This window comes from Bradyrhizobium sediminis (assembly GCF_018736085.1).
Taxonomy (GTDB): Bacteria; Pseudomonadota; Alphaproteobacteria; order Rhizobiales; family Xanthobacteraceae; genus Bradyrhizobium; species Bradyrhizobium sediminis.
On the sequence record NZ_CP076134.1, the window covers coordinates 2,628,037 to 2,640,596 of the forward strand.

At 65.8% G+C, this 12,560-nt stretch carries 14 protein-coding genes; 9 read left to right on the forward strand and 5 right to left on the reverse strand.

All coding sequences use genetic code 11. From position 1 onward, the window contains the following. Nucleotide 1: 1 nt before the first annotated feature. Entirely contained in the window at nucleotides 2-955 is a 954-nt protein-coding gene (locus KMZ29_RS12705) for an aspartate carbamoyltransferase catalytic subunit (RefSeq protein WP_215606344.1), read from the reverse strand. A gap of 140 nt (nucleotides 956-1,095) precedes the next feature. Here KMZ29_RS12705 and KMZ29_RS12710 point away from each other — a divergent pair, with 140 nt between their 5' ends. The 3 genes from KMZ29_RS12710 to KMZ29_RS12720 all read left to right on the forward strand — a co-directional run bounded on the left by KMZ29_RS12710 (nucleotide 1,096) and on the right by KMZ29_RS12720 (nucleotide 4,415). Beyond that, nucleotides 1,096-1,902, forward strand: coding sequence for a M15 family metallopeptidase (locus KMZ29_RS12710; RefSeq protein ID WP_215623953.1), 807 nt, complete (start codon nucleotides 1,096-1,098; stop codon nucleotides 1,900-1,902). A 90-nt stretch (nucleotides 1,903-1,992) separates the two neighbouring features. Continuing rightward, nucleotides 1,993-3,636, forward strand: coding sequence for an acyl-CoA dehydrogenase family protein (locus KMZ29_RS12715; RefSeq protein WP_215623954.1), 1,644 nt, complete (start codon nucleotides 1,993-1,995; stop codon nucleotides 3,634-3,636). A gap of 2 nt (nucleotides 3,637-3,638) precedes the next feature. Further along, nucleotides 3,639-4,415 carry a CPBP family intramembrane glutamic endopeptidase gene (locus KMZ29_RS12720; RefSeq protein WP_215624246.1) on the forward strand — a complete coding sequence of 259 codons (777 nt, stop codon included), beginning with the start codon at nucleotides 3,639-3,641 and terminating at the stop codon, nucleotides 4,413-4,415. A 9-nt stretch (nucleotides 4,416-4,424) separates the two neighbouring features. Here the strand turns inward: KMZ29_RS12720 and KMZ29_RS12725 are convergent, their stop codons facing one another. From KMZ29_RS12725 to KMZ29_RS12735, 3 genes are all read right to left on the reverse strand, one after another. After that, entirely contained in the window at nucleotides 4,425-5,351 is a 927-nt protein-coding gene (locus KMZ29_RS12725; RefSeq protein ID WP_215623955.1) for an AEC family transporter, read from the reverse strand. A 6-nt stretch (nucleotides 5,352-5,357) separates the two neighbouring features. Continuing rightward, nucleotides 5,358-5,846 carry a Holliday junction resolvase RuvX gene (gene ruvX, locus KMZ29_RS12730; protein WP_215623956.1) on the reverse strand — a complete coding sequence of 163 codons (489 nt, stop codon included), beginning with the start codon at nucleotides 5,844-5,846 and terminating at the stop codon, nucleotides 5,358-5,360. Between the two features lie 96 nt (nucleotides 5,847-5,942). Continuing rightward, complete coding sequence (locus tag KMZ29_RS12735; protein WP_215623957.1) at nucleotides 5,943-6,878, reverse strand: cyclase family protein; 936 nt, start codon at nucleotides 6,876-6,878, stop codon at nucleotides 5,943-5,945. A 269-nt stretch (nucleotides 6,879-7,147) separates the two neighbouring features. Between KMZ29_RS12735 and KMZ29_RS12740 the strand changes: the two genes are divergently transcribed. Then, complete coding sequence (locus KMZ29_RS12740; protein WP_215623958.1) at nucleotides 7,148-7,363, forward strand: hypothetical protein; 216 nt, start codon at nucleotides 7,148-7,150, stop codon at nucleotides 7,361-7,363. Here KMZ29_RS12740 and KMZ29_RS12745 read toward each other — a convergent pair. Next, nucleotides 7,350-8,240, reverse strand: coding sequence for a LysR family transcriptional regulator (locus KMZ29_RS12745; protein WP_215623959.1), 891 nt, complete (start codon nucleotides 8,238-8,240; stop codon nucleotides 7,350-7,352). The two genes, KMZ29_RS12740 and KMZ29_RS12745, sit on opposite strands and share 14 nt — an antisense overlap. A gap of 105 nt (nucleotides 8,241-8,345) precedes the next feature. Here KMZ29_RS12745 and KMZ29_RS12750 point away from each other — a divergent pair, with 105 nt between their 5' ends. The 5 genes from KMZ29_RS12750 (at nucleotide 8,346) to gatA (ending at nucleotide 12,558) form a co-directional block, all read left to right on the forward strand. Beyond that, the gene (locus tag KMZ29_RS12750; protein ID WP_215623960.1) at nucleotides 8,346-9,329 is read left to right on the forward strand and encodes an NAD(P)H-dependent flavin oxidoreductase; all 984 of its coding nucleotides are present in this window, start codon (nucleotides 8,346-8,348) and stop codon (nucleotides 9,327-9,329) included. Between the two features lie 16 nt (nucleotides 9,330-9,345). Then, nucleotides 9,346-10,422 (forward strand): NAD(P)H-dependent flavin oxidoreductase, encoded by a 1,077-nt coding sequence (locus KMZ29_RS12755; RefSeq protein WP_215623961.1) that lies wholly within the window; start codon nucleotides 9,346-9,348, stop codon nucleotides 10,420-10,422. A gap of 81 nt (nucleotides 10,423-10,503) precedes the next feature. After that, entirely contained in the window at nucleotides 10,504-10,791 is a 288-nt protein-coding gene (gatC, locus tag KMZ29_RS12760) for an Asp-tRNA(Asn)/Glu-tRNA(Gln) amidotransferase subunit GatC (protein ID WP_215623962.1), read from the forward strand. A gap of 85 nt (nucleotides 10,792-10,876) precedes the next feature. Further along, entirely contained in the window at nucleotides 10,877-11,089 is a 213-nt protein-coding gene (locus KMZ29_RS12765) for a hypothetical protein (RefSeq protein WP_215606356.1), read from the forward strand. Next, complete coding sequence (gene gatA, locus KMZ29_RS12770; RefSeq protein ID WP_215623963.1) at nucleotides 11,086-12,558, forward strand: Asp-tRNA(Asn)/Glu-tRNA(Gln) amidotransferase subunit GatA; 1,473 nt, start codon at nucleotides 11,086-11,088, stop codon at nucleotides 12,556-12,558. The genes KMZ29_RS12765 and gatA overlap by 4 nt, the downstream gene beginning before the upstream one ends. Nucleotides 12,559-12,560: the final 2 nt, after the last annotated feature.

The window sequence follows — 12,560 nt, forward strand, 5'->3', positions numbered from 1 at the left end:
CTCACGCGTTCGGCAGGTTGCGGGCGAGCGCTTCGAGCACTGCCATCCGCACCGCCACTCCCATTTCCACCTGTTCGCGGATCAGCGATTGGGCGCCGTCCGCCACGATCGAGTCGATTTCGACGCCGCGGTTCATCGGCCCCGGATGCATCACCAGCGCGTCGGGCTTGGCGTAGGCGAGCTTCTTCTGGTCGAGGCCGAAATAGTGGAAATATTCGCCCGACGACGGCACGAACGAGCCGTTCATGCGCTCGCGCTGCAGCCGCAGCATCATCACGATGTCGGCGCCGTTCAGCCCCTCGCGCATGTCGCGGGCCACTTCGACGCCCATCCGCTCGATGCCGCGCGGCAGCAGGGTGGAGGGCGCGACCACGCGTACCCGGGCGCCCATGATGTTGAGCAGGAGGATATTGGAGCGCGCCACCCGCGAATGCATGACGTCGCCGCAGATCGCGACCACCAGCCCTTCGAGCCGGCCCTTGTTGCGGCGGATGGTGAGGGCGTCGAGCAGCGCTTGCGTGGGGTGTTCATGGGCGCCGTCGCCGGCGTTGATCACGGAGCCGTCGACCTTGCGCGCCAGCAGTTCCACCGCGCCGGAGGCATGGTGCCGGACCACCAGGATGTCCGGGTGCATGGCGTTCAGGGTGACCGCGGTATCGACCAGGGTTTCGCCCTTGCGCATCGAGGAGGACGACACCGACATGTTCATGACGTCGGCGCCGAGCCGTTTGCCGGCGATCTCGAACGAGGACTGGGTGCGGGTCGAAGCCTCGAAGAACAGGTTGATCTGGGTGCGGCCGCGAAGCGAGGTCCGCTTCTTGTCGACCTGGCGGTTGAGCTCGACATATTCTTCGGAAAGGTCGAGCAGGCCGGTGATGTCGGCAGCGGAAAGGCCCTCGATTCCCAGCAGATGCCGGTGACCGAGGACGAAGGTCGATTTCGATGCAGGGGTCATTAAAGCGAGAGCTATAGGCAGGGTTGGCGCGCGGGGCAAGCGCGAATAGGTACCTTGCGAGTTATCCCCCGATCTGTCCGCGGGGAGGGTAAAGAGGGTTGCCGCAATGTCGCCGCGTTCGGCGCGCGGGAAGGCATAGGATGCAGAAATTGAAGCTGATTGCGGCGATCGCGTTAACCGGTTTTGCCTTGGTTGGCTCCTTGGCTGGCTCCTTGGCTGGCTCCTTGGCCGCCGGCCCGGCGGCTGCGGCCGCGCAGGCCTTGCCCGGCGGCTTCGTGTTCCTGCGCGACATCGATCCGACCATCCTGCAGGACATCCGCTACGCCGGGTCGAATAATTTCGTTGGCCGGCGGCTGGCGGGCTACGAGGCGGGCGAATGCGTGGTGAAGCGCCAGGTCGGTTTGGCGCTGAAGAGCGTCCAGCAGGAACTGGCCAGGCAAAGACTGTCGCTGAAAATGCTGGACTGCTACCGCCCGGCGCGGGCGTCGCACGACATGGTGGTGTGGGCGCAGAACGGCCGGGAGACGCCGGCCGAGCGGCGCTACAACCCGGCCATTCCCAAGAAGGATCTGTTCCGGCTCGGCTATATCGCCGAGCGCTCCCAGCATTCGACCGGGGCAGCCCTCGACCTGACCCTGGTCGATCTGGCGGCCGACAATTCTGCCGCTTTCGATCCCGCCAGGGCCTATGCCGACTGCACCGCTGCCGTCAGCGCCCGCGCGCCGGAAGGCAGCGTCGACATGGGCACCGGCTACGACTGCTCCGACGCCAAGTCGCACGCCGCCGCGCGCTCGATCGCGCCGGATCAGCGCCGCTGGCGCAACACGCTGGTGGCCGCGATGGCGAAGCAAGGTTTTGTGAACTATTCGAAGGAGTGGTGGCATTTTTCAATGCCGGGCGCGGGCGGACCCGCATATGATTTTCCGATCACGCGGCGTGCCAGGTAGCAAAGCTCGTCATTGCGAGCGCTCGCAATGACGGCCTCCCCAATCGGACTGGTTCCGTCGTAGAATGGTTGCCAATCCAAGGAACGACTCATGACCCAGCCTTCCTTCGCGACCCATGAAGTGTTCAACCAGTCGCCGCCGTTTTGCGATGTCGACCTGTTCACCGCAGACCGGCCGCTGGTCGAGGCGGTCGCCGCCAATGGCGGGGCCTCGGCCCAGAAGGAACTGTCCGAATTCGGCCAGCACTGGGGTTCCGCCGCGATGGCGGAGCGGGGCCGCATCGCCAACGAGAACACGCCGAAACTGCGGACCTTCGATTCCCGCGGCAACCGCCGCGACGAAGTCGAGTTTCATCCGGCCTATCACGAGCTGATGGCGCACAGCGCCCATGGCGGCGTGCACAATTCGACCTGGGACGCGCAGGGCCGGCCGGCCGGCGGCGCGTCGGAAGTCGTGCGCGCGGCGAAATTCTACATCGCGGCGCAGGTCGAGACCGGCCATCTCTGCCCGGTCACCATGACGCGGGCCTCGGTGGCGGCGCTGGCGGCGCAGCCGGATCTGCTCGCGAGGACCATGCCCGTGATCGGCACCCGCGCCTACGATCCGACCTTCGCGCCGTGGTGGACCAAGCGGGGCATGACGCTCGGCATGGGCATGACCGAGAAGCAAGGCGGCACCGACGTGCGCTCCAACATGACCCGCGCCGAACGGGACGGCGACGGCTATCGCATCACCGGCCACAAGTGGTTCATGTCGGCGCCGATGTGCGACGCGTTCCTGGTGCTGGCGCAGGCGGAAGAAGGCCTGACCTGTTTCTTCATGCCGCGCTTCAAGCCCGACGGCTCGATCAACGCGGTCCAGTTCCAGCGGCTGAAGGACAAGCTCGGCAACCGCTCCAATGCTTCCTCCGAGGTGGAATTCGTCGGCGCCCATGCGACGCGGGTCGGCGACGAGGGCACGGGCATTCGTACCATCATCCAGATGGTACAGCTGACCCGGCAGGACTGCGCGATTGCGTCCGCCGGCCTGATGCGTTCGGGGCTGGCGCATGCGCTGCATCACGCCCGTCATCGCAGCGTGTTCCAGAAACACCTCGCCGACCAGCCGCTGATGCAATCGGTGTTGTCAGACATGGCGCTGCACGTCGAAGCGTCGATCGCGCTGGTGATGCGGCTCTGCCGCGCCTTCGATCAGGCGCCAAACGATCCGGGCGAGGCGGCCTATATGCGGCTGCTGACGCCGGCGATCAAATACTGGGTGTGCAAATGCGCGCCGGGATTTCTCTACGAGGCGATGGAGTGCCTCGGCGGCAACGGCTATGTCGAGGAGGGCATCCTGGCGCGGCACTATCGGGAGTCGCCGGTCAATGCGATCTGGGAAGGCTCCGGCAATGTGATGTGCCTCGACGTGTTGCGCGCGCTGTCGCGCGAGGGCGAGGCGGCCGGGGCGGTGCTGCAAGGGCTCGCCGACGAGGCCAAGGGCCTGCCCGGCGCCGGCGACGCGGTCGCGTTCATCGCCAGGGCCTTCCGCCGTCCGGACGGCGAGCGGGTCGCAAGGCTCGCAGTCGAGAGGCTGGCGCTGCTGGCGGCGGCGGTGGCGCTCAATAAAGTGTCGCCGCGCCATGCCGAATTGTTCGCGGCGACCCGTCTCGCCGGCAATCACGCCAGCATGTACGGCGCGGTCGATCTCGCCAATGACGATGTCCGCAGGTTGCTGGAGCGGGCCTTGCCTTGATGATGGATTCCCTCGATCCCGCCGGTCCGCCGGTCACGGTGAGGCCTGCCCGGCACGCGCCACGAATCTGGAAGTTCTGGGGCACCGCGCTGTGGGGCCTGTTCATCTTCGCCGCGCTGTTCGTGGGACAGATCGCGGTCGTGGCCTGGTTCGTGCTGCGGCGGGAAGGGCCGATCGACATCGTCGCCGCTATCCACGTGCTCGGCGGCGGCCTCACCATCTCGCTCTCGGTGATCACGGGGGTGCCGGCCGCGCTCGGCGCGATGTGGATCGCCACTCACCGGTCGCGCACGCCGTTTGCCGAATACCTCGCGCTGCGTTGGAGCACGTGGGGCAATCTGGCGATCGGCGTCGGCGCGCTGTTCGTGCTGGTCGTCGGATGGGACCTGCTGTCGCGCGCGCTTGGCCGCGAAGTCGCGCCGGGTTTCATGGTCGACGTGCTGAAATCGGCGCGCGCCGATGGCGCGTTGTGGCTCCTGATCGTCGCGTTCTGCGTCGCCGCGCCGGTCTCGGAGGAATTCTTTGCCCGCGGCTTTCTCTACCGCGGCTGGTCGGAATCGTTTCTCGGGGTTCCCGGCGCCATTCTGCTGTCGTCGCTGGTATGGACCGCGCTGCACCTGCAGTACGACTGGTTCTTCTTCGCCGAAGTGTTTTCGATCGGGCTATTGCTCGGCTGGCTCCGCTATCGCAACGGTTCGACCTGGCTGACGGTGGTCGTGCACGGCCTCAACAATCTCGCCGCGACGCTGCAGAGCATGTGGCTCGCGGCGTACGGATAGGGCGCTCTCTTACGCCACCAGCGCAATCGCGATCGGCATGGTGATGGCCGCAAGGATGGTCTGCAGCGTGATGATCTGCGCCAATAGCGGTGCGTCGCCGCCCATCTGGCGGGCCAGCACGTAGGCGCTCGACGATGTCGGCACCGAGGTGCAGCACACTACGACCACGAGATTGGGCCCTGAGACCTCAAACAGCAGCGCCAGCGCCACCGCGACCGCCGGCATCAGGACCAGCTTGAGGAAGATGGTCAGCGCCGCCGGGGCGCTGGGGCGGAACAGTCCTTCGAGGTGCAGGCCGGCTCCGGTGACCAGCAGGCCGATCGCCAGCGACGAACTGCCGAGGGCGCTGGCGACTTCGTGCCAGACGCGCGGCAGCGGCAGATGCGACAGGTTGATGGCAAGGCCGATCGCGCAGGCCCAGATCAGGGGATTGCGCACCACGGTCATGGCGATGGTGCGGATCGACTGCTTGTCCGGTGAGGCGTAGTGCGCCAGCACGGTAACGCTGAGCACATTGACCAGCGGGATGATCGCCACCATCGCCACCGAGGCCAGCGCGAGGCCGAGATTGCCGTAGAGATTTCCGGCGACCGCGAGCGCGACATAGGTCTGCCAGCGCGTCGCGCCCTGAAAGATCGAGGTGAAAGCCGGGCCGTCGACCATGCCCTTGGCGGCCAGCAAGGGCCGCAGGGCCAGGCACAGTCCCGACATCAGCAGCGCCGACAGCAGCAGCGCGCCACCGACGCCGGCGACCGGCACCGTTGCCAGGTCCGCCTTGGCCACGGTCTCGATCAAGAGGGCCGGGAACAGCACGTAATAGACCAGCCGTTCGAGGCCGTGCCATTGCGTCTCCAGCCGCATCAGGCTTCGCTTCAGGCCGAAACCCATCACGATCAGCAGGAAAACCGGCGCCAGCGCGCCGAGAACGACACCCATCGCCAGCTACCCCTCGCGCGTTTCGCGCAAGTTCGCCAGCCGGTCCAGCGCGCCCTGCAGGATGTAGATCGCGGCGTGTTCGTCGATCACCTCGGCGCGCCGGGCGCGACTCATGTCCATGCCGATCAATTCGCGCTCGACCGCGGCGGTCGAGAGCCGCTCGTCCCACAGGGCGATCGGCAGATTGGTCAGTTTGGAAAAATTGCGGGCGAAGGCGCGGGTCGATTGCGCACGCGGACCTTCGCTGGCGTCCATGTTGATGGGCAGGCCGAGCACGAAGCCGGCGGCGTTGCGTTCGGTCGCGATGGCGATCAGCCGCGCAGCATCGGCCTTGAACGCCTTGCGCTGGATGGTTTCGACCCCGGTCGCCAGCCTGCGGTCGGGATCGGATACCGCGACGCCGATGGTCTTGGTGCCGAGATCGAGGCCGACAAGGGCGCCGCGTTCGGGCCAGTGCGCGGCGGCGTCGATCAGCGGTAGAATGAGAGCAGGCATGGCATTCGCTTAGCACGCGCCTTGCCGGTCACGCAAAGCCGGATCGCTGCGTGGCGCTCCAGGAGAGGAACGCCACGCCGCGTCGTCGATGAGTCGTTAGCGGATCGCGATGGGGTTGATCATGCTCTGCACCGCGCCTCTGAAGCGCGGCTGGCCGAGGACGAACAGGAACTCATAGGCCTTGTCCTTGGCAAGCTCGGCGGTGTCCATGTTTTCGAGAATGTAGGTGCCGTTCATCGGCAGCAGGATCTGATGCACCTCGAACACGTTCTTGGACTCGAACGGAATCGCCTCGACCGCCCAGTTGTCGGCACCGATCGCGACGACGCCCTTGCCGGTGAGATATTTGGCGCCTTCGACCCCGAGGCCGGGCTCGCCGGTAGCGAAGCGCTTGTCGTCCTTGCCGATCAGGCTGAGCCAGCCGGTGTGGAAGAGCACGACGTCGCCCTGGCGGATTTCGACGCCCTGTTTCTTGGCGGCTTCCTCGATCTCCTTGACGTTGAAGGCGGTGCCTTCCTTGACGACGTCGGTGTTGTAATAGGCCGCCATGTCCAGCAGCACGCCGCGGGTCACCATCGGCGGGACTTTCTCGATGCCGAGCTTCTTCAGGCCGGTGGGATCGGCGAATTCGAGCAGCTTGTTGCCGTTGTAATAGACGTGCTCGACGCCGATATGGCCGAGACCGTCGAGCTGACTGCCGACGCCGACCCAGCCCTCGATGATGTCGTCATTATAGGTGGTCTTGCTCGGTCCGAGGCCGGGACTGCCGGCCTGTCCGGGCTGCACAACGGTGATCTTGAAGCCGCGTGGCGGATAGGCCGGCGTCTTGGAATCGACGGGGATGCCGAGCGCATAGGTCTTGCCGGTCTTGACCAGCGACGCCGCCTTCACGACGAGCTCCGGCTTCATGTAGTTGGCAGCGCCAATCTCGTCGTTCGGTCCCCATTTGGATTTGGTCCAGTCTTGTGCGCTTGCCGTTCCGACCGTACCCAACACGGCGACAGAACAACTCAAGACAAATGCCTTCAGCATCGCAAGTTCCTCCCAGGCGTTGACGTTATGGTTGTTGATAGCTAGCGCCGCATACTAACGTAGTAGCGCGGCCCGTCCATGGTTTTTGAATCGGTGAGAGGCAAATCTCGCAATGCGCGATTTCAGTGACGCCGCCACGCGTTGCGTTGCGGAATTGTGACGGAGAATTTCCGCTTCATGGAAAGCCAGGAAAGAATTTCTGAAAAAATGAGCGCAAATCTTCTCCAGCGATCGCGCGAGAATGCTTTGTGGAGAAATAGAGGCAGAAGATGGACGCCCTTAGCCTGTTCGGACTGTTCGCCGTCACCGCGATGCTGGTGTGCTACGCGCTGGAGGATCGCAGCCACTGGTTCATCCTCGCCTTCGCGGCGGCCTGCGCGCTCGGCTCGATTTACGGATTTCTGCAGGGCGCCTGGCCGTTTGGGCTGGTCGAGGCGGTGTGGGCCGTGGTGGCGCTGCGGCGCTGGAATTTCAGGCGGCAATGACCTGATTGTTCTTCTTCAAACAGGACGCGAAGCCCTCTAATGCGCTGTATCGGTGCGCGCTGCGGCGCTGGATGAAGAGGGTGTCGACCCGCGATTGCGCCGCGTTGAGCGGATGGATACGGATGTTGTCGCTCTGATCGCTGCGCTCGACCACCGCGCGCGGCAGCAACGTGACGCCCATGTCGGCGGCGACGCAGCCGATCATGCCGTCGAGCGTGCCGAGTTCGAACCGTGCGGCGGACGGCCAGCCAAACCCGGCCAGCACTTGCTCGAGCCGCTGCCGGTAGCTGCAGCCGGTGCGGAACACCAGCGCGGTCGGACCGGATTCCGGCGTGCCGGCGCGGAGGCTTGCAAGGCTAGTCCAGCGCCGCGCGCTGACCAGCACCAGCTCTTCCTTGAAGGCGGTCACTGAGATGAGTTCGGCATGATCGATCGGGCCGGCGACGAAGGCGCCGTCGAGCGAGCCATCGAGCACGGCGGCGACCAGATCGGCGGTCGGTGCGGTGCGCAGGCTTAGTTGTACCGCCGGAAAGCGGCGGTGAAATTGCGCCAGCAGCGACGGCAGCCGCACGGCGGCGGTGGTCTCCATCGACCCGATCGACAACGGTCCCTTGGGTTCGCCGTCCTCGCGCGCCGCCAATACGGCTTCACGAGACAGCGCGGCCAGGCGCTGGGCATAGGGCAACAGGCGGCGGCCGGCGCCGGTCAGCGCCATGCCGCGGCTGTGCCGCTCGAACAGCGCCGTTCCGATTTCGGCCTCGAGCGCCTTCACTCGCTGCGTGATGTTGGATTGCACGGTGTTGAGCTCGGCGGCCGCGCGGGTGACGCCGCCGAGGCGCGCAACGGTCGAAAAAGTCACCAGGTCGGACAATTCCATGGCGTCACTTTCGTTTCATTTTTGAGATGGCAGCGTTCTCAAGAAATCATTTATCGAGAATGCTAGCCGGGCCTATGGTCGCTGTCCAGATCCGAGGAAATGGCTATGCCGATCGATACGCCTCTGTGCGGCCTGTTGGGCATCCAGCATCCGATTCTGCTGGCGCCGATGGACGTGATTGCCGGCGCGCGGTTGACGGCGGCGGTGAGCGGCGCCGGAGGGTTCGGGATTCTCGGCGGCGGCTACGGCGACAGGGCCTGGCTCGAACAGGAAACCGGCAAGCTCGAAGGCGCGCAAGCGCCGTTCGGCATCGGCTTCATCACCTGGAGCCTGGCAAAGCAGCCGGATCTGCTCGACATGGCGCTGGCGGCGCAGCCGCGCGCGATCATGCTGTCGTTCGGCGATCCCAAACCCTTTGCGCCTCGCATCAAAGCGGCGGGAGCCCGGTTGATCTGCCAGGTTCAGGACGAAGCCATGGCGCAGCAGGCGCTGGAGGCCGGCGCCGATATTCTGGTGGCGCAAGGCAGCGAGGCCGGCGGGCACGGGGCATCGCGCACCACCATCGACATCGTGCCTGCGATCGTCGATCTCGCGGCCGGCCGCGTGCCGGTGGTGGCCGCGGGCGGCATCGGCGATGGCCGCGGGCTGGCGGCGATGATGATGCTGGGCGCCGCCGGGGTGCTGCTCGGCACGCGCTTTTACGCCAGCCAGGAATGCGACGGCGCGGAAGAAGCCAAGAAGCGCATCTGCGCCGCCAAAAGCGGCTGTACCACGCGCGGCATCATCTTCGATCTGTCACGGAACAACGTCTGGCCGGCGCCGTTCAACGGACGCTGCCTGATCAACGATCATGCCCGCCGCTGGCAGGGGCGCGAAATGGAACTGCTGCAGAACGTGAAGACGGTCGCCGCCGAATATGCCGCAGCCAGGGCTTCGGGTAATTTCGACGTCGCGGCCGTGATCGCCGGTGAAGCCGTCGGGCTGATCCATGATATTCCGCCGGCGGCCGACATTGTCGAGCGTATCGTCGCCGAGGCAGACCGGATACTGCTCGGGCGGCGCAATTCCTCCACGGCCTTCGAGGCCTGACCGAAAGAGACAGACCATGTGGCCGGACCGCCGACTTATCGACCTCTTCAAGACCGAATTCCCGATCGTGCTCGCGCCGATGGCCGGGATCATGGACGCCGACCTCGTGATCGCGGCGGCGCAGGGCGGGGCGCTGGGCTCGCTGCCCTGCGCGATGATTTCGGCGGAGAAGGCGCGCGAGCAGGTGAACATCATCCGCCAGCGCGTCACGGCTCCGGTCAATCTGAACTTCTTCTGTCACAAGCCGGTCGAGGCGGATCCCGCGCGCGAGGCCGGTTGGAAAGCGCGGCTGTCCTCTTACTATAAGGAGCTCGGACTCGACCCGGCGGCGCCGGTCGCCGCCGCCAACCGCGCGCCGTTCGATGAGACGATGTGCGCTTTGGTCGAGGAACTGAAGCCGGAAGTCGTCAGCTTTCACTTCGGGTTGCCGGAACCCAAACTGCTGAAGCGCGTCAAGGCGGCCGGCTGCATCGTGATGTCGTCGGCGACCATCGTGCGGGAGGCGATCTGGCTCGAGGAGAACGGCGCCGACGTCATCATCGCGCAAGGTGCGGAGGCGGGCGGCCATCGCGGCATGTTCCTGACCGACAATATTGCCGAGCAGCCCGGCACCTTCGCGCTGGTGCCGCAGGTGGCCGATGCGGTGAAGGTGCCGGTGATCGCGGCGGGCGGCATCGCCGACGGGCGCGGTATCGCGGCGGCGTTCGCGCTGGGGGCGGCGGGCGTACAGATCGGTAGCGCCTATCTCCGTTGCCCGGAATCCAAGGTGATTGCCCCGGCGCGTGTGGCGCTGGCGCAGGCACGGGACGATTCCACCGTCATCACCAATGTCATGACCGGGCGTCCGGCGCGCGGGGTGGCCAACCGGGTGATGCGCGAGGTCGGCCCGATTTCGCCCGACGCCCCGGCGTTCCCGCATTCCGCGACCGCGCTCGGACCTCTGAAAACGGCTGCCGAAAAGCTCGGCAAGGTCGATTTCACTAATCTTTGGGCCGGGCAAGCGGTGCGGCTCGGCCGCGAGATGCCGGCTTCCGAGCTGACCCGGGCCCTGGCCGGCGCCGCATTGGCGCGGCTGAGCCAGATGGCCGGCTGATCAGGGCCTCGGCCGCGGTTGCGGCGCAAAAGGCGCCTCTGCTATACGGCGGGCTGAATTCGCCGCCAGAGGCCTTATAGTATGTCCGTCGATGCCGCCACCGTCCGCCGTATCGCGCATCTTGCGCGGATTGCGGTCACCGAGGCCGAGGTTCCCCATCTGCAGGGCGAACTGAATGCGATGCTGGCGTTCGTCGAGCAGCTGTCGGAGGTCAATGTCGAGGGCGTCGAGCCGATGACTTCGGTGACCCCGATGGAAATGAAGAAGCGCGCCGACGTGGTCAATGACGGCGGGATCGCCGACGATATCGTCAGGAACGCGCCGGCCACCGAAGACCATTTCTTCCTGGTACCGAAGGTTGTCGAGTAAGATAGCGTTTTCGAGCGAAGTGGATACCGGTTCGCGTGAAGAAAACGCGTCAAACAAAAAGAGTGTTATCGAGACGGGAAATCCGATGTGTCTCCTCTGCGACGATGAAAAGGCCTATCAGGCCTACATGAATTACCTCGACGCGATGGAGCGGCAGGGCAAGGCTGCCGATCCCGACAAGGCGATGGACGCCGTGCTCGACGCGCTCGAAGCGTCGGACAAGACCCGCAGCAAGCTGGACGACCCGGCCAACGACAAGACGCTGTCTCCGTTCTTCTGCAGCCCGGTTGATAAATGACTGACCTGACATCGCTGACGCTCGCCGAGGCCCGTGAGGGTCTCGCGAACAAATCCTTTACCTCGCTCGAACTGACCGACGCCCATCTCGGGGCGATCGAGGCGGCGCGCGCGCTCAATGCCTTCGTGATGGAAACCCCGGATCGTGCCCGCGCCATGGCGCGCGAGGTCGACGCCAAGATCGCCAGGGGCGAGGGCGGCCCGCTTGCCGGCATTCCGCTCGGGATCAAGGACCTGTTTGCGACCAGGGACGTCCGCACCACCGCGTGTTCGAAGATCCTCGGCAATTTCGTTCCGACTTACGAATCCACCGTGACCTCGCAGCTGTGGCGCGACGGCGCGGTCATGCTCGGCAAGCTCAACAATGACGAGTTCGCCATGGGCTCGTCGAACGAGACCTCCTGCTTCGGTCCCGTCGTCAATCCGTGGCGGCGCGACGGCGCCAACACCATGCTGGTGCCGGGCGGCTCCTCCGGCGGCTCGGCGTCGGCGGTGGCGGCGCTGTTGTGCATGGGTGCGACCGCGACCGATACCGGCGGCTCGATCCGGCAGCCCGCGGCGTTCACCGGCACTGTTGGCATGAAGCCGACCTATGGGCGCTGTTCGCGCTGGGGCATCGTGGCGTTTGCATCCTCGCTCGACCAGGCCGGTCCGATCGCGCGCACCGTGCGCGACACTGCGATCCTGATGCGCTCGATGGCCGGTCACGATCCCAAGGACACCACGTCGGTCGATCTCGCGGTGCCGGATTACGAGTCGGCGCTCGGAAAATCCGTCAAGGGCATGAAGATCGGTATTCCCAAAGAGTATCGCCTCGACGGCATGCCCGCGGAAATCGAAAAGCTCTGGAGCGAGGGCGCGGCCTGGCTGAAGGCGGCCGGCGCCGAGCTGGTCGAGGTGTCGCTGCCGCACACCAAATACGCGCTGCCCGCGTATTATATCGTGGCTCCGGCGGAGGCCTCGTCGAATCTGGCGCGCTACGACGGCGTGCGTTACGGCCTGCGCGTGCCCGGCCGCTCGATCGGTGAGCTCTATGAGAACACCCGCGCCGAGGGCTTTGGCGCCGAGGTCCGCCGCCGCGTCATGATCGGCACTTACGTGCTCTCGGCCGGCTATTACGACGCCTATTATCTGCGCGCGCAGAAAGTTCGCACCCTGATCAAGAAGGATTTCGAGGATTGCTTCGCCAAGGGCGTCAACGCGATCCTGACCCCGGCGACGCCGTCGGCGGCGTTCGGCGTCGGGGAGAAGGGCGCCGACCCCGTCGAGATGTATCTCAACGACATCTTCACGGTGACGGTGAACATGGCGGGGCTGCCGGGGATCGCGGTTCCCGCCGGCAAGGACGCGCAGGGCCTGCCGCTCGGCCTGCAGCTGATCGGCCGTCCGTTCGACGAAGAGACCCTGTTCTCGCTCGGCGAGGTGATCGAGCAGGCGGCGGGACGATTCACGCCGGCGAGGTGGTGGTGACC

What these genes read in the sequence shown, in the direction of transcription:
- KMZ29_RS12705 (WP_215606344.1), bottom strand. Translation starts at nt 955, where the DNA reads ATGACCCCTGCATCGAAATCGACCTTCGTCCTCGGTCACCGGCATCTG.
- KMZ29_RS12710 (WP_215623953.1), top strand. Translation starts at nt 1,096, where the DNA reads ATGCAGAAATTGAAGCTGATTGCGGCGATCGCGTTAACCGGTTTTGCC.
- KMZ29_RS12715 (WP_215623954.1), top strand. Translation starts at nt 1,993, where the DNA reads ATGACCCAGCCTTCCTTCGCGACCCATGAAGTGTTCAACCAGTCGCCG.
- KMZ29_RS12720 (WP_215624246.1), top strand. Translation starts at nt 3,639, where the DNA reads ATGGATTCCCTCGATCCCGCCGGTCCGCCGGTCACGGTGAGGCCTGCC.
- KMZ29_RS12725 (WP_215623955.1), bottom strand. Translation starts at nt 5,351, where the DNA reads ATGGGTGTCGTTCTCGGCGCGCTGGCGCCGGTTTTCCTGCTGATCGTG.
- ruvX (WP_215623956.1), bottom strand. Translation starts at nt 5,846, where the DNA reads ATGCCTGCTCTCATTCTACCGCTGATCGACGCCGCCGCGCACTGGCCC.
- KMZ29_RS12735 (WP_215623957.1), bottom strand. Translation starts at nt 6,878, where the DNA reads ATGCTGAAGGCATTTGTCTTGAGTTGTTCTGTCGCCGTGTTGGGTACG.
- KMZ29_RS12740 (WP_215623958.1), top strand. Translation starts at nt 7,148, where the DNA reads ATGGACGCCCTTAGCCTGTTCGGACTGTTCGCCGTCACCGCGATGCTG.
- KMZ29_RS12745 (WP_215623959.1), bottom strand. Translation starts at nt 8,240, where the DNA reads ATGGAATTGTCCGACCTGGTGACTTTTTCGACCGTTGCGCGCCTCGGC.
- KMZ29_RS12750 (WP_215623960.1), top strand. Translation starts at nt 8,346, where the DNA reads ATGCCGATCGATACGCCTCTGTGCGGCCTGTTGGGCATCCAGCATCCG.
- KMZ29_RS12755 (WP_215623961.1), top strand. Translation starts at nt 9,346, where the DNA reads ATGTGGCCGGACCGCCGACTTATCGACCTCTTCAAGACCGAATTCCCG.
- gatC (WP_215623962.1), top strand. Translation starts at nt 10,504, where the DNA reads ATGTCCGTCGATGCCGCCACCGTCCGCCGTATCGCGCATCTTGCGCGG.
- KMZ29_RS12765 (WP_215606356.1), top strand. Translation starts at nt 10,877, where the DNA reads ATGTGTCTCCTCTGCGACGATGAAAAGGCCTATCAGGCCTACATGAAT.
- gatA (WP_215623963.1), top strand. Translation starts at nt 11,086, where the DNA reads ATGACTGACCTGACATCGCTGACGCTCGCCGAGGCCCGTGAGGGTCTC.